This is a genomic window from Winogradskyella wichelsiae (assembly GCF_013403925.1).
In the GTDB taxonomy this organism is placed as follows: Bacteria; Bacteroidota; Bacteroidia; order Flavobacteriales; family Flavobacteriaceae; genus Winogradskyella; species Winogradskyella wichelsiae.
Map to the genome: position 1 here is coordinate 68,470 of NZ_JABFDJ010000004.1, position 24,930 is coordinate 93,399.

Below are 24,930 nucleotides of genomic sequence, written 5' to 3' on the forward strand. Positions count from 1 at the left end.
ATCTAAAATTATTAACACAAAATTTGTTCTGCTAAAAGACTCACAACAAAACCTACTATAACCATAAGACCTGAAAAAACAGTATAAAGTATAGAAACTATTGTTATAAAAATGGCTGACTATTTATTATTTCGAAATATGGCTTTTTCACTTAATTGTAATACCTCGACCACCATATAAATGAATAGCTAACAAACTAAACTCTTTACCTAGTTCTTCTTTTTTTAACTTATATCTTCTACTGTTTTCTATAATCAATTTCTTTATTTGGCTTGACTTAGATATTGCAATACCTGCTATTATAAAAACGGCAAGGATAATAACACCAACTATAGACAGCTCAACAGCCATAATAGTATCATAAGTATCTATAGCATAACTATTACCTGCAATAAATATATTGTGGATTAAAACTAGTACAAATATTAGTGCAAAACATAATTTGGCATAAGTTTCCATGTCCATAGATGCTCCGTAAAGGTCCATCATTTCTTGAGTTTTCTCCTTTGGTAAAGCTTCTAAAGACTTTAATTCGATTACTTCTGTAGTTTCGTTTTCCATGATATAGTTCTTTTGAAGTACGAATGTAGAACAGATATCACTTATAAAAACTAGAGGATTAATATTTGATAGGGTTGAGTCTATATTCGTGAGATAAATTCACAAAGTTCAACTATAGTTTGCTTTTCAAAATTAATTATTAATAGAATTGAGACTCTTAAATTGAAAATCAATATAGATATATCAAAGTGCTTTAGCCTTTAATTAACTTAGAAACAAAATCGTCTTTTCTACGTGAAGCTACAGGTATCTTTTCGCCACTCTTTAAATAGATATACCCATTTTTATCATATCTATCTACAAAAGTCATGTTAACGATGAAAGATTGATGCGTTCTCACAAAATTTTCTTCTGGTAATTGACCTTCATATTCCTTAATTGGTTTTGAAGCTAAATAAGATTTTCCATTAGATAAGAAAAACGTGGTATAACCTTTATCAGATTTACAATACAATAACTCTTTAAAATCAATAACTTGGTATCCTTCTTGCAAACTCAATACCAGTTTATTTTTGTCTTTATTTATTAACTGATCTTTTACAATTTCAATTTGTTCTTCGAGTATTGGTTTACCTACAACTAAAGCCTTATCTATGGCTTGCTCTAGCTCATCTATATCTACTGGTTTTAAAACATAATCAATAGCTCCATTTTTTATCGCTTGCAAAGCATATTGCTCATAAGCGGTAATAAAAATAACCTGAAAATCTATAGTACCAACTTGTTCTAAAAAATCAAAAGCATTACCATCTCGTAAGTTTATATCTAAGAATATAAGGTCTGGCTTGCAAGCATTAGCAACCGTTACTGCTTCTTTTACAGACTCACATTCACCTAAAATTGTAATATCCTTATCTAAACTATTTATCATAGTTAGAAGTCCTTTTCTAATGTATAATTCGTCTTCTACTATTAATGCTTTCATCATGAAGTTTATATTTTATACGGAATCATTAATGTTACTTGAGTTCCCTTTTCATTATATTTTTCTCTGTCTTCTAGAATAAGATTTGATTCGATTTTAAAATCTTTAGACAACATTTTTAAACGCTCTGAAGTAATCTTTGTGGCAAGCGAGTTTTTGTGGCTTTTAGTTATATTCTTAGTCGCATTTATACCAATTCCGTTATCTTTAATGGTGCAAATAAGCACACTTTCTTTGGCTGATAGATGTATTTTAATTTTAGGATCGTCTATCCGTTCTTTAAACCCATGTTCTATGGCATTTTCTATAAAAGGTTGAATTAACATTGGCGGGATAAGTATATCTTCCTCATTAACAGAGTCATCTATTTCAACCTTATATTCAAAAGGTTGTAATCGGCTTAAATTCTGTAACTCTACATAACTTTGCAAAGCCAACAATTCTTCTTTTACAGCGACTAATTTTTCGCGTGAACTTTCTAAAATTAGCCTCAGTAATTTTGAAAATTTAGATAAATATTTAACTGCTTTTTTATCTTCTTTATTTAAGATCATCCCTTGAATTACAGACAACGAATTAAAAATAAAATGAGGTGTCATTTGCGAGCGTAAAAGTTGTTGTTCTGTTACAGATTTCTCGTGAGCTGACTTCACGTTTTTATATTTAAAGTAGAAAATAGTACTTATAAAACCTATTAAAGCCAATAAAGAAACAATAGCTCCCCAAAGTGTTTGCTTTTCGGAAGCTCTCACCTTTTCTCTTAATTGATCTTCTCTAGCATTAGAAGTTTTTAAAGCATCTATTTCTTCACTTATTTTAGTTCTATAAATTTCCTCATTTATTTCTGAAATTAATTCTAAATAATTGAAAGCTTCCGTTTGCTTACCTTGTACTTGATATAAATGAAAATAATTAGAATACACTTCTTTTATGGTTCGTAATTGACTGCCACTATTTAAAACACTAGCGGCAGAATCTAAATATACTTTCGATTCTGCCCACTTCCCTTGATTCATATAAACAATTGAAATATTAGAATAGTTTACATTTAATCTGTCAGTATTACCACTAGATTTATAGGTTGCGATAGACTTTTTTAAATATAATAAGGCTTCATCCCATTTTTCTAAACCTATAAGCGTTAATGCATAGTTATTAGTAAATAGGTTTAATTCTCTAAATTTTGGTAAAGTAATTTTATTGTAAGTTTCATATGCTTTTTCATATTCGCCTGTATGATAATACATCATCCCCCATTTAAAACAAAGTTTTTGCAATTCAATAGAGTCCTCCTCTCTAAAAACACGACTAGCTCTTTCACAGAAAACAACACCACCTTCAAATGCTCCAGCATCTATTAAGTTTTCTGCTTTTAAATTAAATGCAATGACCAAACTTGCAGTGTCTTTCTCTTCTAGACTCCTCCCAATCATCTCATTAGAATAAACTAAACCATTAGAATATTGTTTGTTACGACCATAAGATTTTGTTAATAAATGATAGTCACGTAATGTAAGTGATTCTTTAGCTTCCTTTTTACTTAGAATCTCTATAACCTTAACGTAGTCTCCATTTGTAAAAAGTTCTTCTACATTACTTTGTCCGCTTAATTGTGTTGCAAAAAGCAATATAAAACAGATTATATGATATTGTATTTTGACTTTTAAATTGGTTTTAATAACCATATAAGTTTTTATTGCTTTCAATACTTCGATTAATATTCTCCATTGTTCGTCTAGTTTTACTCGACTGACTTTCTACAAAGGGTTTTGATTCTTTTGCGCCTTGTTCCTTTAAATAATCTATCACCTTAGGGTTAAATGTAGATTCTGCAATATAGAGTGCATTTTCATTGTCTTTATTAGTGTAATTAAGATTTGCATTATTAGCAATCAGTAATTTTACACATGCCAAACTATTTTCTGCATTTTTATCTTCACTACCTTCAAAATTTTTTAAAAAAATGTCATTCATAGATATTTCAAAACCTTCAATCTCTTGATTGATTATCAATGGATCATATAATTTTGATGCTTGCATTAACGGACTTCTTTTTCTAGCACTTATTTTATTAATATCTGCTCCATTTTCTATTAAAAAAGCTAACATATCAACATTTCCACTAATAGCTGCATTATTTATTGCTGCGTAACCATATTGATTTGAAACCGTATTAATATCAATTCCATTTTTTAATAAAAAAGCAGATATATTAGGATATTTGGCAAATACAAACCCCTCTTTTAATGTCTTTTTTAAAACCCATTTTTGGCCTAACCATTGCTCTAAATTAGTTGTTACACTATCTTGAATAATGGTATTGTAAAGTAAAACATTTTTTTCTTCATTTGAAAAACTATCAAAATACATATTTAATATTTTAGTATTAACAGATTCTAACGCTAACATTTTTGCTGTATTATTATTAAAATCTGTAATGGTATCTATAGCCTTTTTAGAATTAAGAAAGGCGACAAGTTCAGCATTTTCCATCTCAATACTTAAATGCAATGCTGTGTGTTCTGTAACTGCTGTTTTAGAATTAATATCAGCACCTTTTTCTACCATTCGTTTTACCAAATTATTATTCTCTTTTAAAATAGCATAATGAAATGGTGAATATCCATTATCATCCAAAATATTTAAATCGCTACCATTGTTTACCATTAAGTCAGCTTTTTCATTATAATCTTCTAAAATTGCGATATGCAAAGCTGTATAACCATAATCATCTGTTGAGTCTTGTAGCTTAGAATTTTCTATTAAATATTCAGACACATTAGTGGCACCTCCTAAAATAGCAACTTGTAAAATATTTCTACCTTCCTCGAATCTTAAGGTATCTATATCTACATGCTTTAAAAGTTGCTTAACTTTAGTGATGTCATCTTTCCACAAAGCATCCTCTAAAGCGTGTTCTGTATATTTAGTTTCACAAGCCGTAAATAAACCAAAAAGTAAGATTGCTATAAATATAAGCTGTGATGTTTTTAATGTATTCATAATTATTATATTGATTTATTGAACGCTTTATCCCTTGTTTGTTTTTGTATTTAGTTGTTCGTTTAATTTCACAATTTTATTGTTCTCATTAAACGTTATATTCAATTTAATTAAACTGTTATCATCAGTTTCAATAGTGATGACATACTTGGTTTTTAAATTTTCTAATTTATAAGTATTAATAGCATTGTTACCTTTAAGGTGGTAATAATAGGTTATAAAATTAGAGACTACTTTAGAGCTTTCAGTATATGTGATTTTCCAATTTTCATCAAAAAAACTTCTTAGGTATTCATTATAATTGTCGTGATCACTATTAAGTGATTCCTCTAAAACTTCTTTAAAAGTCGTAAACAGTATATAGCGCTTTTCATCTCTACTTTTCTCCTTTACAGGCTTAGTAAAACCATCTATATAGTTTTGAGAATTAAATGAATTGTTTGATATATTACAATTTATAAAACGTGTAGGATGTTGATATAATTTCTTGTAAGAACCATAAACAAATTTATTGGATGTGTTACTTGTTATAAAACAACTTTTAAACACCATACTGCTTAAGTCTGCGTAAATTAAACCGCTTCCGTAATCACCAATATTATAAATTTCGCAATTAAAAAAGGTGACACCAAAAGAATTAAAAACAGAAATAGCACTAAAATCTTTATTAGAAATAACACAATTATTAAAGGTTGCATTATTAACTCCAATCAATTTAACACCATATACGGTGTTGCCGGAAAAAGCACAATTGTTAACAATGATATCATTAGATAAACTGACAAATAACTCTCCGCCTTTAGAATCGCTTGGCGTGTGGTAGATGTTTAGATTTTCTAAGACTATGTTATTGCATTTTTTAAAGTTTAAAACTACCCTATAATCATCATTAGAAATAATATTAGTATTCTTTTCCCCTCTAATGGTTAGATTATTAAACCCATACAAAACGATGCCATAGTCTAAATAATAACTTTGAGGCACTCTTTTAATTGGATCTACACGACTAGCCCAAAACTCGCTAGTTTCTTCAATGTTAAGCTCTTTTTCTAAATTTTCTAATGTAAAATCTAATGTTTCACACGTAATTACAACTTCTGTGTTATTACCTAAAGCTGCAAAAAATTCTTTAACATTATTAACCTTTTTGATCGTTTTAATTTCACTTGAAAAAACCTGAAAACAATTTAATATTATAAGAATGAAGCCTATCGATTTTCTCATGATTTTATGTGAAGTTGGTTATTTAATTAAGTAAAAAGTGTGCCCATTATCAATTTCCATTTTTAAAATATAAAAATTTTGATTTAGCCCTTCATACACATCTAAAGGCATTTTGCGAGCAGAATCATCGACATACTTTTTAGAGTAATGTTGAATCTTTAAAATCTCGTCTTTTATTTTTAGATTTAAAAAAGAGGTGCCAGTCCAATGGTCTGGGTCTTTACCGTTTATGTACAATGTAAAATCAGGAAAATGGTCACCATACCAGTCTTTTTTATAAAAATATACTAGTTCCCCAATATCCTTAAATTCTAAATCGCTGTTAGAGTAATACCTATTAACGGTTAACTGTAAATCGTCTTTAGTGTAAAATTGAAACCACTCATTGTGCTTATAAACAACATGTTTTTTAAAACGTTTCTCATTTTCAAAATCATTTCTGTTTTCATAAAAGTAATCAGAGTTAGAGTAAACAGCATCTTTTAAATAAACGTCAGCTTCCTCTTTTTCTAACAATTTTCCTCCTTCAATTAAACGAAATGGTTTTTGAGTGACATCTCCATCCATTAACCATGTTGAGTAATAGTTTTTATCTTGATTAATTAAATACGAATCTATATTATCAACGTATTCGTTTCTAAAAGTTATTGAATCCATAAGTTCCCCTTTTAGGTTTATTTTATACCAAGAAACGTTTGTTTTATCTGTTAAACTATCCTTTGTATGCACTGTTATAGCAATGAGACTATCATTTACCCAGACTACTTGTTCATTATAAATACTCTTAAACTTATCTGTTTCTAATGTTGAATTTGAGAAAGCATCATCCAAACTATATAAATTTGAATAGTTTATATATTCTTCTGGTAAGTGCTGAAACAGTAATTCAATATTTCTATAAATTGAAACTGAATTTCCAATTAAGTAGATAAGAGAAAGAACTAAAATTATTACCATCCAACGTTTTTTCGGGGTTTTCATAACGAAAAAAATCAAAATAATGAAACCAAAAAGCAACAATAAGAACGTCATAGTTTTCTATTAATTTAATCCTTATCTTCTTCTAATATCAGTTCACCTTTATGGTTATATGTTTCTTCATTATATAGATTGTAAATAGCTGTATTACCATCAATAGATAACGTCGTATGGTATGATGTATCTGGTAGCGCTTTAAACATTTTGCCTTTTTTTGTAATAATATATGCCCTATCACCTCTTTCTACATAAGCATACTCTTCTTGAAAATAACCTGCCTCCTCACAGTAACAAGGAATAACAACTTCTCCCTTAGTATTAATATAACTCCAATAAGAACTAGAACCACTTGCTGATTTGGTTTCTACAGCAGCTAAACCATTTGAAAATACGTTAACATTACGATAATCAGAAACATCTAAAACAATCTCTCCTTTTGGGTTTATAAATGCCTTTTTTATGGTAGTGATGTAATCATTCTTAGCGTCTTCCAGAATAGCTAAGGCTAAACTGTCTTTGCCAAATTCGCCAATATCAGACCATTTTTCTTTGGTTATATTTTTACCTTTTTTTGTAAAAATATCAATCATTGAAACGTGTGCTTTGTAATCTTTTGTGGCATAAATATAACCTGCTTTAATTTCAATATATTTATAAATTTCAGGAATTATTTTTTTACCAGTTTTATCAAATAAGCTTGATTTATTTTGCCCATTATTTGTAGTAAACATACCATCGCTATATCTAACAGAACTATATGTCATTGGTATTATCATCTGGCCTGTTTCTATATTAACCAAACCTTCAGGACCATTGGTCTCTTGTTCTGTAATCATAAGATTACCATTATAAACCTCAAAATCATCAAGTTCATAATCTACTTTGTTTAATGTATTATTCCTAGTGTTTAACCAATATAGCTGATTGTAATTCTCTATATAGTCCACAGTAAAGTAATAACTATTAATTCTACGCACATTATTGTAGTTAGGCCCTACTACCCAATTTCCTTTTTCATCGAGCAGGCCTTTTTTTTGAGTTACAGAATCTAAGGCTACAAAATAATTAATACTTGGTTTTGGGGTGTATTCATCCGTTTTTAAAACGATGTTGGTATCAATGTTTTCAGAAATTTCAGCCTGTAATAAGAGATTGATTTTATCAACTTCTCCATGGAATGTATATGTAGCGTAAGTATATTGCTCGTTTAAAGGCAAAGGTGTTAACTCTTTTTTTAATTGTTTTTTTAATTCTTCAATCGTTTTTATTTTATTCTTTTCAATCTTTTTTACGGTCGTTTTAAAAACCTTGCCTGTATTCTCCAAGTAGGCTAACAATTCTTCTGTTGGTTTTGTTTTACTGTTGGTACTTCGTTCTTTTAAAGGTTTTCCGTTTTTATGGATACCTTCTATACCAACAATACGATCTTGTAATCTATTTGGATAACTAATAACAACGGTATTACCCGCTAATTCAATGAGCTCTATACGTCCATCATCAAAAGTAAAATCATCTCCTTTATGTAATAATTCCTCTTTTTCTAAAACAGGATATGTGTAGTTTATTTTTGCCACGATGCTATCAATGTATTTGGCACTATTGATTTCTGCCGATAATTGAGAATATCGACTAGCTACAAATGATGTTCCTGGTTGGTTAGACACTGAACCGTCTGCAAAAAATATTTTATTAACCGTAATCTCAGGTGTGTTTTCTGATTTCGTCCAATGTTCTTTAAGCGATTGATTCTTTAAATCAAACAAGGAAAAAGACAAAATAGCATCTGTATTTGGATACACAATATGTTTTTGAAACCCTTGACTTTTAATAAATTGTTTAACATGATTAACTATAGAATCTTTAGGGAAAATAGTAATAAGCGCATCTTCAAATTGAGTTTCTGAAGATTCATCAAAATCACTCGTTTCTATATCCATACCAATATCTAACGAAGAAAAACTTAGCATCAACGCTATGCCTCTTTGATCTTGAATTAGTAATGCTTTGGCTTCATCTATAGAAAGACTATCTAATGCGGAATACAGGATATTTTCCTTTGTAGTTGTTTGTCCGTTACACGCAGAAAATAATGTAGTAAAAAGCACTAAAGTGACTATTGATTTTTTCATAAAATAGATTTACATATAAGCATTTATAGCGGTTTGTCCTTTTTTAAACTTTTTATAAGTCCAAAAAGCTAACCCAAGTGTTATTGCAGTACCTAATAAGATGGTGTTTAATGTTCCTAAATATTCTGCTATAGCAAGCATAATTCGCTTTAATCCTCGTCTCCTACCTGAAATAGTAACTCTTTTACCTGCTTCAATATCTTTAGCTGTCATCGCAATTGCCAATGTAAAAAACAAAGACACTAAAGTATAAGTTGCTTGTTTTATCCAAGTCGATATTGACTTACTTTGTATAGTTTGTAGTGATAAATGATTGGTCTTAGCTATTATATATTGAAGTGTTTCTGTATATTCTTCAATAGAATTTAATTCTAAATAAGTTTTCTCTTTTTTCTCTTTTTCAACAAAGAAAAGTTGAATTCCATTTTCGTTTTCAAAAGGCACTATTTTAGTTATTTTAGAATAGGCAATAACATGCTGTGTATCTAAAAAGCCTTTCTTTTCAGCATTTATCTTTTCTAAAAATACATCTTTTGTTTTGTAATCTTCATCCGACAGTTTTAAACTATCATCCGTAATTAAGATGTTTTTTATTAAGGTCGCTTTTGTATTAATTATAAACTTTTCCATTTTAGTTAAGTTTTACAGATTCTTGTTGTTTCAATTTTTCTAAAATCACAAAAGCAACTGTCGCTGATATTAAAACGGCAGGTATCATAACAACTAAAATACCATCACTGTCTACATCAAAAAATGCAAATGCAATGATGAAAATTAATATTTCAATGGCAAACCAAGATATAAACGTAGCTGCGATCCACTTACCTGGTTTAATCCCTTTTTCTTCTGCTATTTTTTTTATTTGCCTAGCAAAATAACTCAGTGCTAAAATTTCTAACATAATATTTGTTTTATTTTAATACAATGTTACAATACTATGAGTGCGGTTTAAAGCATCAACATTTATTCGCTAGGATAGAGTTAATATTTGATTAGGGTTAAAACTTCAATGCTTATTAAACTTCAATTTTAAGGTGCAATTAAGCTAATGGACAACTACTTTTTTGTAAATATTATGTCTAAAAGTTAATGAGCTACCATTAATTAATTTTATATTCATTAAGCCTGTTTCTTCTCTACTTAATGTAATACTCAATTCATCTATATTATTTTTAGAGTCAGTGAAGTATAATTTTGGTATCGTATAAGCTCCTTTTTTAGTTCTCAAAGTATCAATAGTAACGCCATTATCATAACTTGTTGAAGTATTATTTTCAGATTCTGGCAATTCAAATCTTTTCAGAAAATGTAATCGATATGGTGTAAATAGATGAGACCATTTTAAAGTAAAACTTTGAGATTTCAGTGCAGCGTCTGGTATTAAAAACTTTGTAAGATCATTCTCTTTCTGTGGTTTTATAAAAGCGAGCGCATGTTTGGTACTGTCTGGTAATATAATTTCAAAATAGTAGGATGCTTTTTTAGATAAACTATCAGTAGTGTAAAATGATGTTTTTGTGTAATACAATTCATCTTTCACATACAATTCCATAGGTATATTGTTCACCAGAATTTTTACTTCGTCGTTAATAATTTGCTTATCCCCATCGGATAAAGAAACTTTAATCCTCCTTAAATCATCTTTCTTATTATCGGTTTCTATTAAGATGGTCGCTTTATATTTAGACAAATCATTTGCAGATTTGCCTCCAAGTGTTGAAACATCACAACTACTAAAAATCAGTAATAAAAGTAATAGCTTTAAATTTTTCATTTCTATTTATATGATGAATAAATGTTTAAAAGTGATTTAATTCACCTTTTGAAATTGTTTAGATTTCTAATCTTAGTTAAATATTTTTATAATCTAAATCGTTTATTGTGTGGTTTACTGAATTTAAAAAGATTTTAAGAACACCAGGTTTTTCATAAATTACTTCATATTTATGTTCTGGTTCGTTAAGTTTTGTACTAAATTGTTTATCAATATTCTTAAGTTTAAGTACTGTATTGAAAAGAAGCGAAACTGCTTCGTGGTTAAAATCGCTTAACTCTTTATCTTTTAATTCTATAACGTAACCTTCGTCTTTATTGCCTAAAAACAAAGCGTAATATGGAACTCCATTACTTGATTTATAAAGATATGTTTCTGTGTAAAAATCCGGAATATCTGCAAGAGCTGCAATCATAAACTTATCCATAATACTATCATAATCGGGTGTTCTGTAAGTCGTTAAATGACCAGATCCAAAATGAGAAGATTTATAAGTAAATATTACCGGAATGGTTTTTAAAAAATCATTAATATTAATTGCGTACGTATCACCAAAAGAACAATAATCTCTCGCTATTGCATAACGTTGATTTATTGATAAATCTTCTTTTAACAATCCTGCTTGTTTGGCTTTATTTACAAAGAGATCTAAATCTAATTGCAAAGTATAACGCTTTTTATTTTCTAGAATAGCGTCTAAATCTATTTTGAGTTTTCGTAATCTATTACTGATATTCTTTTTAGTGATTTCATCTATCTCGTTAAAACGAAATAAATTTCTAAATGTAGGTTCAACATCTTCTTTAAAATTATCAATTAAATGAGAACGTGTTAGATTTTTCAAAACATAACCCGTAGTTTCTAATATTTCATCTATATGTTCTAATCCTTTTAAGCGTGTCATTTCTGGAGCAACGTACTGTATATAATCTTCTAAACGCGCTAGTTGTACTCGTTTTATTTGAATAGTATCTATATCTTTTCTTAATTGTTGTAAAGTATTATAGTAAGTATCTGAAGTATCATCAATAAAAAATGGTGCATAATCAGGAAAAGAATACACTCCCATTCTAGGTATTCTATCTAAAATTATTTTTTTTGTTTCTTGTTTTATGGAGTCATTACCGTAAGTTATAAAATAATCGAATGGTCCTTTAGATTTAAATAAATTTAATCCATAGATAAGTACATCATCACCGCTATCACTAGAGTTATCCGAAAAATATTTTACGGTTGCAAGTCTATCCTTCATAGCACCTTGCTTACAATAATCTCTAAACTGAGGCCCTAAGTCATTCATGCGCTCTCTAATAGTCATATCTAAAAAAGTAGCTCTATTATTAATCTTATCTTCAAAATTCTTGATTTTTGCTGCTGACCACACTTTTACAATTGTGTCTTGTGCATAATTAGAATTAGGATTTTCTAATTGAAAAGAAAATGATCGTTCTGTATTTTTTAATTGAAATTCGTAATACAGTGTATCCAAATCTTTCTGAGACGTAAAATGATACACAAATTGATCTTCTGCTACTTTTATTGGTGCTAAACTTGGTATAGTATTCGTTTTTTCTTCTTGCCCAAAACAAGAAACTAAAAAAATAATTGGCGCTATAACAGTTAGAATTAATTTTATTTTTCTCATAATTTGTATTTAATATTAGCTACTATAAACTAGTAAACCTATAGCTAAAGCAACTATCGTAATTGTAAAATAAATTAGAGCTGTAACCATTTTACCAGAAAGTTTATTATTTGTTTTATCTCCTAGTTTTCTTAATACTTTTTTTTCGCCCTTAGAGTATAAAAAATGTTCTTTAAAAAAACCACTAAACACCAATAGGACCATAAAAACACCAGCAAGTATCTTCTTAATCGGTAGCGTATTTAAAAAATCTTCCATAGCTTTTGATCTGTTTAAACAATAAAATTTTAATTAAACATTATACAATTCTGGATTGTATGTAAAAAAACCATAAATAAACAGTAACACTGCTAAAAACGATATAAAACCAAATACTATCCGTACCTTTTTTCGTCCAAAAACGTCAATATAATAGGCAATATTAAAATAACCACCTCCTGGTTCTAAAACCCAATCCCAATCTAAAATAAGTCCAATAATTATAAGTAGAAATGCAGCTGCACCTAATAAGTAACCATATTCTGGATTAAGCGCCATAAAATTTGTAAATTCTTCTACCATAGATTTGTTCTTTTTAATGTTTCAATAACACCTGATTATTTATTAGGTATCGATATATTAAATATTTCCATTGCTTTTTTAAAATCTACCTTGAGTTCTCCTCTCCAACCTGCTAATGGCATAACTATATCCGAACGCGCTGGCTGTTTATCAAATTTGTCTTTATGTGGCAAGATTTCTAAAATTGCTAGAGTTTGTAAAATCCCATACCTTTTATACTTATCTGTTTTAGGTAGTAATTTTTCTTTTCCTATTCTTTTTTCGAGCTGACCTGGCGTTTCATTATCGTTCGCCTTTTCTATAAAAAGTAACAATAGCACAAGCATATCTTTATCTTTCTCTGTAATTTCTGGAATTGGGTATTGCATAATATCTTCTAATTCTGCAACAAAGTGTTTAGGATACTCATTCCAAGCATGACCTAGATAATAGGTAAATAAGTTATGTGTTCTATCGTCTATTGTTTTTTCTGGTAGACCACAAATTTCACAATTAGAATATCCTTTTTGAGATATATAGTCATGAGTGCTAATATCTTGTAAATACAAATAACTAATTAGGGTTTGCCTAAATCTTGGAAATTCGCCAGTTAGTCCCTTAATAAAGAGTGCTTTTGCAAATTCTAAGCTTAGTTTATCATTCTTTTTTAATTTCAAAAAATCAGAAACTAAACTGTTGTGCGTATGTGTTTTAAATTGATTAGGCTTTAGATTATTTTCTTCTAAAATTTGCCATTGATCTTTGGTGAGAAAATCTGTTTTATACCCCACTTCCCCCAAATGAGTTGTATCATAATCTGTATTAGTGTAGTGGTAAACTTTTTTTAGAATTTTTAAGGCTTTATTCTTGTTTTTTAGCATCGTTTAAGAATTTATACAGTTATTCACTTTTGTAAAAATAATAACAACATTATTTTTTATACCAAAGGTTTGGTCTTTCTTCTTTTGCCCTATAATTTAATTAAAAAGCAACGTTAGATAAATAAGTGCGAGAAGCAATTTTTATTCTCGTATACTCTAAACGGTATTCTCTAGTGATTCCTTTTTTAAAAATAGATTTCTATAAGTTGTCATAATGTATCTATTCATATTTCTGTAAAATCAATATTAACCCTTTATCTCAAGTCTAAAGAACACCAATTGATATTCGTTGGTTATGAGTTAATATTTGAAAAAAAAGGGATAAGACCTCATCTTAAAACATTCAATATAGACTTACATCTTTAAAAACAAAGCTCTTAAGCCTTCTGTATACGCCATAAACGATTATAAAACGGACACATCGTCTATAGATTTAGAAGCATTAAAGTAGGCTACGCATATAAAATTCAAATTAATATTATCAAATATAGACTGATAACTAACGAATATAGATTGAGGCTATTATTCTCTTAGCTATTCATGTAATCTTGTACCGAACAAATAAATATAAGTCAACAATTATTGAAATACAACAATTAATCATCAACCATTTAGAGTTCAAAACAAAAACACATTATTAATTTAATCGCTAACATTTTAGTGAAAACAAACTAACAATTATGAAAAATATTTTAAAAACCTTTTTAGCCGTTTCAGTATTAACATTATCATCTTGTGGTATGGATTCTTTAGTTCCAAAAAACTTGAATGACGCTGATGACATTGCAGAAATTAAAGCTACCGTTGAAGAAAAACTTGGAGCTGACAAGATGGTTAACAAATTAACTCTTAGAGCAGATGATTATCTATCTAGCCAATTTGAAAGAGCTCAAATAACCTATATGAGAGATGGTAAAGAATATTCTCAAGATTACTTTTTAAAAGTAGTTAATGACCCTAAAAAATCAATGTTTCAAAGAAATTTACATGATGGTGCTATAAAAATATCTGAATTTAATTTTGAGCAGGTTCCTGCAAGTTTTAATAAAGCCGTTGAAATGATAAAAGCAGAAACGGATGAATACCATGATTTTGAAATGTACGAATGGGAGTTTGTTGTTGACAAAAACAATGAAATAACATCAACTTTTACGCTAAATGGAACTAAGAAATCTGAAGGAAGCCATATGGAAGGTAAATCTATAGTAACAAACTATTATGAATTTAAATTTACGTCTGACAAGGATGGTAATCTACAACTTAAAATGTAAGGTTAAACTCTGTTACTATAAATTAATTAAAACTAGAATTATATGAAAACTACATTATTAGCCAGTTGCGCATTTCTATTTATTCTTCTTCAATCTTGTGGATCAGGAGGAAGCGATACTTACCTACTAAACAACGCAGAAGGCCTAAAAGGACTGCAAACTAACTTAATAGAAGAATTTAGTGGTGACAGAGCCGTATATGGCTTAGGCTTAACAACAAAAGACCACTTAACAAGTGAATTTGAAATGGCAACCATAACGTACGTCGAAAATGGAAAAGCTTATTCTCAATCTTATATAACGGGTCCATATGGTGTGAAGATAGAACCTACAGAAATTAAAGATATTGTAAAAAATGAATCATTCTTTAAAGACAAAAAAGGGAAAATAAAGATTAAGGATTTAGATTTGACAGTAATTTTAGAGAACTACAACAAAGCCATTAAAATGATTGAATCTACAACAGACGAGTTTTCTAATTTTCACATGAAAGATTTCAATATCGATGTTACAAATGACAATAAGGTAAAGGTTAGATTTGTTATAGAAGGGGAAAAACCAGATGGTAAAACTACGTATTATGGAGAACGTGTAAGAAATACTAATGCTTTTCAATTTGAATTTAAAGCAGATGAAAATAATGTTCTAAAATCTACCGAAGGACTAGAAGGCTAAGAAATAAACAATTACAAACTAAAAAACATAAGTATGGGATTTAAAGACATGTTTTCAAAACTATTAAAAAGCGTAACTCCTGAATATGATTTAGAAGAATACTCCTATGAGAAGTTAAAAGAAATGGAAGTTCAAGGCTTTGATGTTAAAGAACTCCTTGAAAAATACGAGAAAGGAGAAAATAAAAATCAACTTTTAGAGCGCATCCGATTTGAAGATGTTAACATAGACGCTAGTAAAATCCCAAATGCTACAGATGTTAGTTTGTTAAAGCCTTATATAAATTCTAAACTCGATCCAGATTCTGACATCGTAAAAAAAAGTATGTCTGCACCATTAATGGGAAAAGATAGCTGGAAACAAAAAGTAAAGGATGGCGAAGTTATAATAGCTACAGTTGTGCAATGTGCTCCACAATTATGGGATACACACGAAGCTGTTGGTTATGGCATGTTAGTTTGTGCATTGGTTGAAAAGAACGAATACAAAAACAATCCTTTATTTTTAAAATCTATAAGTGGACTTCTTAATAAATTTAGGGATGAGGACAAATTGCCAATAGGTTTATCACAAAAAATGACTAAACTTTACAATGATTTGGATAATCCAGATTCTACATTCGATATTAATTTAGATCAAAGTTTGTTAGATGCTTATAGTTTTCAATTTGAAAACAAACGCGTAATGTCTACAGATATTAGAGTTGCTACGATTGGTTTTTCTGATAGCCAGAATGATAAATTGCCAAGAAAAGCAATTGGTTCTGATGGCTTATTGCCATTTATAGCTTTTGATAACAGAAACGAATTTCATGTTAACAATTATAAAGTAGTAAACGGAGAACTTTACAGCATCTAAGTATTATTACTTAATTAAAAAATTTAAGTCTCATAAAATAAAATTTATGAGACTTTTCTATATCTATAATTAATCAAATAACTCAACATCTACGCTATCTACCTAATCCTTTTTACCTTTAGAATATTAAAACTTAAGAATATCAGTCTGTTTTTTTTCTGTCTGAATTATTTAGAAATCTTATCACTTGTGCGTGCATAAAGATCTATTTTAAATGCCACTTGTCCTTTTTTATCATATTCATATAACCAAATCCCAGATCCTCCTTCAATCTCATCAAGCATTTCGTATCTATATTCTTCTCCTTTTTCTGTTATAAGATGTCACATAAGAATATACATGCTCGTTATTTCTATATCGTTTAGATTCAATTTCTTGATTTTGATTATTGTAAAAATAAATTTGTTTAGACAAAGGATCTTCACTTCCATATTCTTCAGAATACAGTAATCCGTTTTGGTAAGTAACTATATATTAATAATTACCACTGGTATAAGTTGTTTTTATTAATTGGTTGTTTTCATCATATTTATAACTAATCTGATCAGAAGTTTTTCTTTTCTTATCTGTTTCAATCTTTTCTGTTTCAATCTTTTTTATAAGTCGCTCTTTTTTATCGTAAATATATTCTTAGCTTCTTTTCATATTCTAAAATTATATCGCCATATTTATTTATTTTTGAATTATAAATGCACTATCCTTTCGATTGTTATCGATAACTTGAGTAATTACTATTGTAGTATCATATAGGTAATTATAAGTATACGCAATGAGTTGTTTATCTTTACATGAAGGTATTTCTGTATATTTATAAGAATTACTTATGGTAAGTGGTTATAGCCATATTCAAATTTAAAAACCAATTTATGATCTTCATTATTATAACCCGTTTCTTTAATCAACTGTCCATAATCTGAATATTTATAACGTGTTAAACGTCCTAAAACATGCATATCTGTTTCTAATTTAAAGGCTTTTCTTATAGTTCTGGGCTTTAGTTTTATATAAGCTATAATTGGTGTTTTGGTCTCATCTTGGTCTAATGATGTTTCTTTACCTGAGCCACAAGATAATATTGCAAAGAATACGACTAAAAGTATCTACTTTTTATTTAAATTTTTTGATGCTCTAAATTATAATAGGAATAATTATCATCTATAAAACCGAAAAAATAATAATTAGAAAATTCAATTTTTTTAGAATCCGTTATAACGTTATTGTTTTTGAGTAAGCCTATTCTAAACTTAGAAGAATGGTATTGGTTGAGAAGTATTGCAGGTATAATATATCCTTTTCTATTTTGTTCGAAATAACCATTTTTAATTCTACCTTTAATTATATAAGATTTTATAAAGGTTTCATTGACAAATAATGTCGCATGAATCTTCTTTTTATCGATAACCTTAAGCGTAATATTATAACATGGGTTTTCTTCTAGTTCCATGTGATAAATAAATTTGGATTCCTTGTTTTTAAAAAACGAACCCCAAAAATAATCTAAATATCCAGTGCCTTGACTGTCATTATTTTCATAAGTACCATTTACTAAATGTAAATTTTCTTTAGTTATTTTTATTCTATTTCCTAGGACTTCATTAGACTTAAATGTTGCACAAGAAGAGATTAACAATAGTAAACATAGATATGGTAGAAGTTTATGTAATATCATTTCTAAATTTATTTATGTTCCAATTAAGCTTTTAGGTATTCAATTTAATGGATAAGAAATTGTAAATTTTAGAATAGTAAAATTAGAATTAACGCATACTGAGAAACCTCAACTAATAGATAATTTAGTTGAATGGATTAGGAGTGATTTACTCATAATGTTAGCTAGCTTTTAAGAACGTAATAATACAGGTTTTGTTATTAAAAGTTTAATACCAACTTATATTCGTAATAGATGAATTAATTTTTGTTCATTTTAATAAGGTAATATCAATTTTTATAGAAGTTCAATCAACATTTTTGTGGTAGTCTTGTACTAAAAACAAGAGTCTTTTGTTACTTTCCGATACAATATTTAACTAACCCTGTATTCATTGGTGCTATTGTATTTGGGCAACAAATAGCATACAAAAAATGGATAATAAGAGAAGATTAGTAACAACTATTAATAAATAGAGCAACAAATATAGCATAAAAAAAACCGCTCGATTAGAGCGGTTTCCAAATAAAAACACCAAGCATTAATTAGCTGTACCAGAGCCTAAATAAATACTGTTTGATACTTGACTACCATCAGCAGAAATAAAAGCCATAAATAGCTCTACTGCATCTCCTGCATAAGTTGTTGGGATTGGAATAATTTGAGAACCTACTGTTCTGTCTGCTCCATCAAGTAAAGAAATGGATTCCTTTTTTGAAGGATTGTAAACCAATAACATCGCCTTGTCAGTAGCATTTGCGTTACCTTCAGCAGAGTTATCATCCCAACCAAACGTTACTTCTCCAGCAGTTGCTAAATCAGTCGTTGGGTTTAGCACACCAGATAAACCTCCTCGACTTACTAAAGCGTTTGGATAGTCAACAACAAAGTTAGGTTCAGTACCTGTAATAGCATTATTCAATACATACGACATTGCAGCATTAAATTCTGTTTTCTTAACAGCTAACCCTTTATAACCTAACTTAATAAAAGGCTTTACAGCCTGTAAAAATTCTAAAGTGGCAGTAAACTTGGTTCTTTGGTTTACTTGACCAACAGTTCTTGGATTGGCTACACTTGAAGGTTTAATTCTAATGTAATCAATTCCTTTCCAGCTTCCACCGATAACGTTACCAACCTTACCTGAAAGACCTCCTAAAATACCTTGAGCAATTTTACCCATAACATAAATAATTTAAATGAAACATAATTTTCTTCGGACTTGGTACGGACTTAACACGAAGTTGTACCTTCCGTTGAAATATATGGCAAGTTTTATGCTATTCTTTTGATATGGATTTTGTTGCTTTAGATTGCTTCTTTTTGCATTTTAGAAAATAAACTTTGGATATATGATACTTTCAAATCTGCCATTTTTGAAATAATTTTATGAAGCTCCTTTTCCTTTTTATTAATTGCTGACACAATATTAATATGTTTTTGCAACTGAATTGCATCATAAAACAATGAGCTGTAGCTGTTTTTCAAAGTGTTCCTACAATCATCTATTGAAATAAACGGAATAACACTACCTTTTAAATAGTAAGCGTAAAAACCGCCTATTTGCAACATCATAGATAAGTGAAAAAGTGTGTGTTTTACCTCTTCTGTTGTAGTAGTGACAACGAAACAGTTAGCACAGGATTTTAAGAGTGGTTTTCCGCTGTTTAGACCTTTGTTTAGAATGAAAAAATGAGGGTTCGAGTAAGTCTTTCCGACTTGGTGTGTTTTCAGTTCAAAAGTTGACATAGCTATCCAATTTAAAATTGCTCGCTACGCTTCGCTACATTATTTTTTTTGAAAAGAATAAAAAGATAGCCATAGTTGTTGTGGCGTGGGTAAGGCTGTCAAGGTTTTTGGATAAAAGTTTTTTGAGTTATAATGTTTAATGAGAAAGAAAAAAGCTTGTGAAAAAAGTTTTATTCAAAACCCGTAGGGCTTGACCTTTATAGCCTTGTGCGGCTGGCAGAGGAAGCCACATATATTTGCCATTTTTTTTTATTTAAATATTTCAAATCGGTTTAAACTTGATTCAATTTACTTTTAACTTTTCTGGGGAATTAACACTTAAAAAAATAGGTTTCAGTTCGTATTTGAGCGTTGGATGAAGCGTTTGTATATGTAGCGTTTTAAATAGTTGTTTGATAAAACAGCATTTAAACAAGCTACTTATACAGGACTTTTAGACAATAGCTTATTGCTTTTTTGAGGCACGATAAAAAGTAATGTGCTATGGCGTATTACTACATATTCTAAACCTATTTTTTTATATCCTATTTCTTGGGTGGTGGGGAAAAGTGGACATTAATATTTGTTAACGAAATGAAACAAACAAAGACTTGAGGTAAGGAATACTTGGACTTAACGATGGTTTTGTGCAGTTGAATGAGATAACGAATATTATAATAAATTAACGTTACCCTTTGAATGTTCGACTGTTTAATGTTTGTTGAAAATGTAGTTAGAAGTTCGGATGTGAGCGTTGGAATAGCGGATATTTTACATAATAGCAGTTATAGCGACGAAAATATAATAAAACGCCGTAGGCAACCATTGAAAGGATTTTTGCTCCTATAACTTCTATTATGTAACATAGCTTGGGATTGGTTTTTTGGCGTAATAGTTGTTTGAGCATTGGCAATAGCTCTTTGCTTTTTTATTGTACTAATTTATTTATATAGATACTTTTAAATAAAACAAGTAATGTGCTATTATAGCGTTGGATACAAGTATTATGACATAAAACCAATTATGCATTGGCGAGCGGAACAGCACAAAAGACAGAGGATTTTGAGGTACGAAAAAACTGGGTTTTGGGTTGTGGGGACAATTACCAACTCATTCGTTGTAATCTAACTGCATTTAAAATTGCTAATAATGCTACTCCTACATCTGCAAAAACTGCTTCCCACATTGTAGCTAAACCACCTGCTCCTAAAATTAAGACAATAACTTTAACACCAAATGCTAAAATGATATTCTGCCAAACAATTTTACGTGTAGAACGACTTATTTTAATGGCTCTTACTACTTTTGAAGGTTGGTCTGTTTGAATGATAACATCTGCTGTTTCAATAGCTACATCGCTCCCTAAACCACCCATTGCAATACCAACGTTACTTGCTGCTAAAACTGGTGCGTCATTAATACCATCACCTATAAAAGCTACTTTGTTTTCAGGATTTTTCTTTAAAATTTCAACTTCGTTTAATTTATCTTCTGGTAGCAAACCACCTTTAGCATTTTCGATGTTCAACTCTTTAGCGACTTGTTGCGTAATGGAATCTTTATCACCGGAAAGCATCATAATATTTTTAATGCCTACTTTATGTAAATTAGTAATTGTTTCTTTTGCATCTTCCTTTAATTCATCTGCTATTACTACAAAACCTGCAAATTGATTATCGATTGCTACCAACACTATCGATTCTACAATAGATTCCGTTTCCGTTGGAACATTAATATTATTCGCAGTCATTAAGGCTTTATTACCTACTAAAACTGTTTTACCATTTACAATGCCTTTTAAACCTTTACCTGCAACTTCAGAAACGTCTTGTGCTTCAAAATCTTCACCTTCAGCTTTGTACTCTAAAATGGCTTTAGCAATTGGATGCGTGGATTGTTCTTCCATCGCCATTAAGTATTGCATAAATTCGGTTTCATTCCAACCAATTGCTTTTACTTCTTTGATTTTAAAAACACCTTTGGTAACGGTTCCTGTTTTGTCCATTACCAAAGTATTTATCTTGGTCATTGCATCTAAAAATGAAGCACCTTTAAATAAGATTCCATTTTTTGAAGCTGCTCCCAATCCACCGAAATATCCTAATGGAATTGAAATCACTAACGCACAAGGACAAGATATTACCAAGAAAATTAATGCTCTGTATAACCAATCTCTAAACACATAATCATCTACAAAAAAGTAAGGTATAAAAGTAACACCAATAGCTAAAAACACTACAATTGGTGTGTAGATACGAGCAAACTGTCTGATGAATAATTCTGTTTTAGATTTACGTGCTGTTGCATTTTGAACCAAGTCTAATATTCTCGCAATAGAACTGTCTTCAAACTTATTGGTTACCTCAACTTCAATAACGCTTTCCAAATTAATACTACCTGCGTAAACCTTTGCTTCTTTTTGAATGGAATCTGGTTTGCTTTCTCCTGTTAACGCAGCTGTATTTAAAGATGCTTTTTCGGATAATAAAATGCCATCCAATGGAATTTTTTCACCTACACGAATTTGAATTTTCTCTCCAATATTGACAACTTCAGGCGAAACACTTTTATAATCTCCCTCACGAAATACATTGGCTTCTTTAGGTCTAACATCTAATAATGCTTTTATATTTCCTTTTGCACGATTTACAGCAACACTTTGAAATAATTCGCCTACTGCATAAAATAGCATTACTGCAACACCTTCGGGATATTCACCAATAACAAATGCACCAATGGTTGCTATAGACATTAAAAAGAACTCTGTAAAAACATCACCTTTTTTAATACTAATCCAACCCTCTTTTACAACAGGAAACCCTACAGGAAGATATGCAATACCATACCAAGCAATACGAATCCAATCCTTAAAGAATGAAACATCAAAATAATCTAAACCTATACCAATGATAAGCATTGTAAAACTTATTATTGCAGGCACGTAGGTTTTGAATGCACTTCCATTACCGTGATTATGACCATCATTATGCGTGTGTTGCACTTCTGAATTTGGTTTTAAATCTCTTAAATTGACTTTCTTTTTTTTCATTTAATATCTAATAATTTTTCAATGTCATTGGGAATAGGCATTCGTTTTAATGGTGGCACGTTTGCTCCACCAGTATTACCAAGTGGAACGTGATTTATAAATGATTTCCAGCCACCCACAAGCAACCTAATTATTTGACCTATTACTTCTTTCGTATCTTTTTGTCTAAATCCAAACTTTAGCATAAGCCAATGTGAATAGGTATGTTCTATAGGATAAGATTGTCCTATTATATGACTACGTTCTAAATGATACCAAGCATTACCAAACTGCTTATTTTCTAAACAGAAACTGTATTGTTTTAATTCTTGGTTATACGCCTGTTTTAGATGTTTAGGTATTTTAGTATTAAACTTCATATCCTCTAATTTTGGATAAATGTACTTTAATAGTAAGTGCAATGGAAGTGCAATAATTAGACACTACACTTATCGCAAATACCTTTTACCACCAAATTTACATTCTCTGACACAAAACCATCTGGCACTTTTATTTGAGGTATTTTATGTTCTGTTAAGCAAATGGTTTCATTGCAATTATTACAATGGAAATGTAAGTGCAAATCGGTTTCAATTTCACAATTACATCCCTTTTCACATAATGCATATTTTGTAATCCCTGTACCATCGTCTATTTGATGCACAATAGCCTTTTCTTCAAAGGTTTTAATAGTTCTGTATAAAGTGGTTCTGTCTGCTTTTGAGAAAGCATTTTCAATATCACTTAAAGTAACAGCGACCTCTTTTTCTGCAAGAAACTTATATATAAGCAAACGCATTGCTGTAACACGAATATTTTTTGACTCTAATACTTGTTCTATTGTTTCCATAATTAATGTGCGTGTTCTGCTTCTCCTTTTTTCATTTCTGCGTTAAGATAATAAGCATTGTTATAAGCAAATTTTGTATTACTTTCTATGTTTTCAGTAAATTGAACCGATACCCAATCACCATCTTTAGTGCCTAACACAACTTCAATAGGTTTAAAGCTCCAATCGTCATTTTCTTTTTCTACTGAAAACACATAATATCTTTCGCCTTCTTTTATAATTGCACTTTCTGGTAAAGCTTTTGTTTGGGTATTATCTACTTGAATTTTACCTTGAATATACATACCAGGAATTAAGTTACCTTTTTTGTTTTCTATTTCTGCGTGAACGTGGACTGCTTTTGGGTTGTCCTCAAAGGTTTTGCTTACGGAATAGATTTCTGCGATAAGCTCTGCATCTGGTATGGATTGTACCGTAAAGTTAACTTTCTGACCTTTCTGTACTTTATAAACATCTTTTTCAAAAACCATTAAATCGGCGTGAACGTGATGCGTATTTACAACTTCAAATAATTCGGTTTGTGGTTCTACATATTGACCTGTTTTTACTTCAACTTTTTGTACAAAACCCTCTATTGGACTTCTTAAAGCAATGCGTTGCGAAATTGTGCCATTACGAACAGAAGAGGTATTGACATTTAATATTTTTAATTGTGCTTGCATACCATTTACCATTGCTTTTGATGCATCATATTCTGCTTCTGCCTTTTGAAAATTAGCACCAGAGCCAACACCTGCTTCATATAATTTTTGTTGACGTTCGAAATTCTTTTTCAGAAAATTACTATTGCTATATGCGTTTAAGTAATCAGTTTGAGCTTGTATAATATTGGGATGCGAGAGATAAGCCACAACTTGACCTTTATTAACCTTGTCACCTTCAATCACTTCAATTGAAACAACATTTGCACCAATGACTGTGGTAATGGCTGCTTCATTTTGTGGTGGCACTTCTAACGTTCCATTTGCCTCAACATAACCGCTCATATTGCGTAATGCTAACGTATCTATTTTCATTTTTAAAGCATCGAATTGTTGTTGTGAAAGCATTACTTCTTCGCTTTCATTATGTTCTTCTTTAATTTCTGTTTTTTCTTCCTCATCGTGGGAATGACCATCATTTTCGTTATGATTTTCTTTATTTCCGCAAGCTGACACAAAAATGGTTAACACCATTACGATAAGGATTTTATATGTTTTACTTTTCATTGTC

The 24,930-nt window shown here is 29.8% G+C and carries 25 protein-coding genes; 3 read left to right on the top strand and 22 right to left on the bottom strand.

Features of this window, described 5'->3' with window-relative positions:
* Positions 1–147: 147 nt before the first annotated feature.
* The 14 genes from HM985_RS09475 to HM985_RS09540 form a co-directional block, all read right to left on the bottom strand.
* A complete protein-coding gene (locus tag HM985_RS09475; RefSeq protein WP_179376036.1) occupies positions 148–561 on the bottom strand; it encodes a hypothetical protein in 414 nt (137 codons plus the stop codon).
* A 193-nt stretch (positions 562–754) separates the two neighbouring features.
* Positions 755–1,489 (bottom strand): LytR/AlgR family response regulator transcription factor, encoded by a 735-nt coding sequence (locus HM985_RS09480; protein WP_179376037.1) that lies wholly within the window; start codon positions 1,487–1,489, stop codon positions 755–757.
* A 5-nt stretch (positions 1,490–1,494) separates the two neighbouring features.
* Entirely contained in the window at positions 1,495–3,114 is a 1,620-nt protein-coding gene (locus HM985_RS09485) for a histidine kinase (RefSeq protein ID WP_179376038.1), read from the bottom strand.
* Positions 3,115–3,160: 46 nt separating this feature from the next.
* On the bottom strand, positions 3,161–4,489 hold the full coding sequence (locus tag HM985_RS09490) for an ankyrin repeat domain-containing protein (protein ID WP_179376039.1): 1,329 nt from the start codon (positions 4,487–4,489) through the stop codon (positions 3,161–3,163).
* Between the two features lie 27 nt (positions 4,490–4,516).
* Positions 4,517–5,713: a right-handed parallel beta-helix repeat-containing protein gene (locus HM985_RS09495; RefSeq protein WP_179376040.1), complete on the bottom strand. Its 1,197-nt coding sequence runs from the start codon at positions 5,711–5,713 to the stop codon at positions 4,517–4,519.
* A gap of 18 nt (positions 5,714–5,731) precedes the next feature.
* Positions 5,732–6,694, bottom strand: coding sequence for a hypothetical protein (locus tag HM985_RS09500; RefSeq protein WP_179376041.1), 963 nt, complete (start codon positions 6,692–6,694; stop codon positions 5,732–5,734).
* A 65-nt stretch (positions 6,695–6,759) separates the two neighbouring features.
* On the bottom strand, positions 6,760–8,820 hold the full coding sequence (locus tag HM985_RS09505; protein WP_179376042.1) for a WG repeat-containing protein: 2,061 nt from the start codon (positions 8,818–8,820) through the stop codon (positions 6,760–6,762).
* A 9-nt stretch (positions 8,821–8,829) separates the two neighbouring features.
* A complete protein-coding gene (locus tag HM985_RS09510) occupies positions 8,830–9,450 on the bottom strand; it encodes a hypothetical protein (protein WP_179376043.1) in 621 nt (206 codons plus the stop codon).
* Between the two features lies 1 nt (position 9,451).
* Positions 9,452–9,721: a hypothetical protein gene (locus HM985_RS09515; RefSeq protein ID WP_173588602.1), complete on the bottom strand. Its 270-nt coding sequence runs from the start codon at positions 9,719–9,721 to the stop codon at positions 9,452–9,454.
* 144 nt (positions 9,722–9,865) lie between these two features.
* Entirely contained in the window at positions 9,866–10,594 is a 729-nt protein-coding gene (locus tag HM985_RS09520; RefSeq protein WP_179376044.1) for a hypothetical protein, read from the bottom strand.
* 76 nt (positions 10,595–10,670) lie between these two features.
* Positions 10,671–12,239, bottom strand: coding sequence for a hypothetical protein (locus HM985_RS09525; RefSeq protein WP_179376045.1), 1,569 nt, complete (start codon positions 12,237–12,239; stop codon positions 10,671–10,673).
* Positions 12,240–12,254: 15 nt separating this feature from the next.
* On the bottom strand, positions 12,255–12,497 hold the full coding sequence (locus tag HM985_RS09530; protein WP_179376046.1) for a hypothetical protein: 243 nt from the start codon (positions 12,495–12,497) through the stop codon (positions 12,255–12,257).
* Positions 12,498–12,530: 33 nt separating this feature from the next.
* Positions 12,531–12,800 (bottom strand): immunity 17 family protein, encoded by a 270-nt coding sequence (locus HM985_RS09535; RefSeq protein ID WP_179376047.1) that lies wholly within the window; start codon positions 12,798–12,800, stop codon positions 12,531–12,533.
* Between the two features lie 35 nt (positions 12,801–12,835).
* Positions 12,836–13,660 (bottom strand): hypothetical protein, encoded by an 825-nt coding sequence (locus HM985_RS09540; RefSeq protein WP_179376048.1) that lies wholly within the window; start codon positions 13,658–13,660, stop codon positions 12,836–12,838.
* 680 nt (positions 13,661–14,340) lie between these two features.
* On the opposite strand from HM985_RS09540, the gene HM985_RS09545 reads away from it, so the two are divergent.
* Genes HM985_RS09545 through HM985_RS09555 form a run of 3 tightly spaced genes read left to right on the top strand, consistent with a single transcriptional unit; the run spans position 14,341 to position 16,464 of the window.
* Positions 14,341–14,931 (top strand): hypothetical protein, encoded by a 591-nt coding sequence (locus tag HM985_RS09545; RefSeq protein WP_179376049.1) that lies wholly within the window; start codon positions 14,341–14,343, stop codon positions 14,929–14,931.
* 42 nt (positions 14,932–14,973) lie between these two features.
* On the top strand, positions 14,974–15,606 hold the full coding sequence (locus HM985_RS09550) for a hypothetical protein (RefSeq protein WP_179376050.1): 633 nt from the start codon (positions 14,974–14,976) through the stop codon (positions 15,604–15,606).
* 33 nt (positions 15,607–15,639) lie between these two features.
* A complete protein-coding gene (locus tag HM985_RS09555) occupies positions 15,640–16,464 on the top strand; it encodes a hypothetical protein (protein WP_179376051.1) in 825 nt (274 codons plus the stop codon).
* An 821-nt stretch (positions 16,465–17,285) separates the two neighbouring features.
* On the opposite strand, the gene HM985_RS17365 is transcribed toward HM985_RS09555, so the two are convergent.
* The 8 genes from HM985_RS17365 to HM985_RS09590 form a co-directional block, all read right to left on the bottom strand.
* Complete coding sequence (locus tag HM985_RS17365) at positions 17,286–17,417, bottom strand: hypothetical protein (RefSeq protein WP_262886521.1); 132 nt, start codon at positions 17,415–17,417, stop codon at positions 17,286–17,288.
* A 158-nt stretch (positions 17,418–17,575) separates the two neighbouring features.
* Positions 17,576–18,133, bottom strand: coding sequence for a hypothetical protein (locus HM985_RS09560; RefSeq protein ID WP_179376052.1), 558 nt, complete (start codon positions 18,131–18,133; stop codon positions 17,576–17,578).
* A 520-nt stretch (positions 18,134–18,653) separates the two neighbouring features.
* A complete protein-coding gene (locus HM985_RS09565; protein ID WP_179314320.1) occupies positions 18,654–19,295 on the bottom strand; it encodes a DUF6266 family protein in 642 nt (213 codons plus the stop codon).
* Between the two features lie 125 nt (positions 19,296–19,420).
* Positions 19,421–19,861, bottom strand: coding sequence for a DUF6943 family protein (locus tag HM985_RS09570; protein ID WP_038507644.1), 441 nt, complete (start codon positions 19,859–19,861; stop codon positions 19,421–19,423).
* A gap of 1,081 nt (positions 19,862–20,942) precedes the next feature.
* Entirely contained in the window at positions 20,943–22,889 is a 1,947-nt protein-coding gene (locus tag HM985_RS09575; protein ID WP_179336110.1) for a heavy metal translocating P-type ATPase, read from the bottom strand.
* A complete protein-coding gene (locus HM985_RS09580) occupies positions 22,886–23,248 on the bottom strand; it encodes a DUF3703 domain-containing protein (protein WP_013622781.1) in 363 nt (120 codons plus the stop codon). The genes HM985_RS09575 and HM985_RS09580 overlap by 4 nt, the downstream gene beginning before the upstream one ends.
* 56 nt (positions 23,249–23,304) lie before the next feature.
* Positions 23,305–23,718, bottom strand: a complete 414-nt coding sequence (locus HM985_RS09585; protein WP_013622780.1) for a Fur family transcriptional regulator — start codon at positions 23,716–23,718, stop codon at positions 23,305–23,307.
* Positions 23,719–23,720: 2 nt separating this feature from the next.
* On the bottom strand, positions 23,721–24,926 hold the full coding sequence (locus HM985_RS09590; protein ID WP_179314323.1) for an efflux RND transporter periplasmic adaptor subunit: 1,206 nt from the start codon (positions 24,924–24,926) through the stop codon (positions 23,721–23,723).
* Between the last annotated feature and the right edge of the window lie 4 nt (positions 24,927–24,930).

Bases quoted from the DNA above. Each gene is read 5' to 3' on its own strand.
- HM985_RS09575 (WP_179336110.1), bottom strand. From the start codon at position 22,889: ATGAAAAAAAAGAAAGTCAATTTAAGAGATTTAAAACCAAATTCAGAA.
- HM985_RS09545 (WP_179376049.1), top strand. From the start codon at position 14,341: ATGAAAAATATTTTAAAAACCTTTTTAGCCGTTTCAGTATTAACATTA.
- HM985_RS17365 (WP_262886521.1), bottom strand. From the start codon at position 17,417: ATGCATGTTTTAGGACGTTTAACACGTTATAAATATTCAGATTATGGA.
- HM985_RS09505 (WP_179376042.1), bottom strand. From the start codon at position 8,820: ATGAAAAAATCAATAGTCACTTTAGTGCTTTTTACTACATTATTTTCT.
- HM985_RS09525 (WP_179376045.1), bottom strand. From the start codon at position 12,239: ATGAGAAAAATAAAATTAATTCTAACTGTTATAGCGCCAATTATTTTT.
- HM985_RS09515 (WP_173588602.1), bottom strand. From the start codon at position 9,721: ATGTTAGAAATTTTAGCACTGAGTTATTTTGCTAGGCAAATAAAAAAA.
- HM985_RS09570 (WP_038507644.1), bottom strand. From the start codon at position 19,861: ATGTCAACTTTTGAACTGAAAACACACCAAGTCGGAAAGACTTACTCG.
- HM985_RS09510 (WP_179376043.1), bottom strand. From the start codon at position 9,450: ATGGAAAAGTTTATAATTAATACAAAAGCGACCTTAATAAAAAACATC.
- HM985_RS09520 (WP_179376044.1), bottom strand. From the start codon at position 10,594: ATGAAAAATTTAAAGCTATTACTTTTATTACTGATTTTTAGTAGTTGT.
- HM985_RS09530 (WP_179376046.1), bottom strand. From the start codon at position 12,497: ATGGAAGATTTTTTAAATACGCTACCGATTAAGAAGATACTTGCTGGT.
- HM985_RS09475 (WP_179376036.1), bottom strand. From the start codon at position 561: ATGGAAAACGAAACTACAGAAGTAATCGAATTAAAGTCTTTAGAAGCT.
- HM985_RS09550 (WP_179376050.1), top strand. From the start codon at position 14,974: ATGAAAACTACATTATTAGCCAGTTGCGCATTTCTATTTATTCTTCTT.
- HM985_RS09585 (WP_013622780.1), bottom strand. From the start codon at position 23,718: ATGGAAACAATAGAACAAGTATTAGAGTCAAAAAATATTCGTGTTACA.
- HM985_RS09590 (WP_179314323.1), bottom strand. From the start codon at position 24,926: ATGAAAAGTAAAACATATAAAATCCTTATCGTAATGGTGTTAACCATT.
- HM985_RS09580 (WP_013622781.1), bottom strand. From the start codon at position 23,248: ATGAAGTTTAATACTAAAATACCTAAACATCTAAAACAGGCGTATAAC.
- HM985_RS09535 (WP_179376047.1), bottom strand. From the start codon at position 12,800: ATGGTAGAAGAATTTACAAATTTTATGGCGCTTAATCCAGAATATGGT.
- HM985_RS09490 (WP_179376039.1), bottom strand. From the start codon at position 4,489: ATGAATACATTAAAAACATCACAGCTTATATTTATAGCAATCTTACTT.
- HM985_RS09555 (WP_179376051.1), top strand. From the start codon at position 15,640: ATGGGATTTAAAGACATGTTTTCAAAACTATTAAAAAGCGTAACTCCT.
- HM985_RS09540 (WP_179376048.1), bottom strand. From the start codon at position 13,660: ATGCTAAAAAACAAGAATAAAGCCTTAAAAATTCTAAAAAAAGTTTAC.
- HM985_RS09495 (WP_179376040.1), bottom strand. From the start codon at position 5,713: ATGAGAAAATCGATAGGCTTCATTCTTATAATATTAAATTGTTTTCAG.
- HM985_RS09565 (WP_179314320.1), bottom strand. From the start codon at position 19,295: ATGGGTAAAATTGCTCAAGGTATTTTAGGAGGTCTTTCAGGTAAGGTT.
- HM985_RS09560 (WP_179376052.1), bottom strand. From the start codon at position 18,133: ATGATATTACATAAACTTCTACCATATCTATGTTTACTATTGTTAATC.
- HM985_RS09500 (WP_179376041.1), bottom strand. From the start codon at position 6,694: ATGAAAACCCCGAAAAAACGTTGGATGGTAATAATTTTAGTTCTTTCT.
- HM985_RS09480 (WP_179376037.1), bottom strand. From the start codon at position 1,489: ATGATGAAAGCATTAATAGTAGAAGACGAATTATACATTAGAAAAGGA.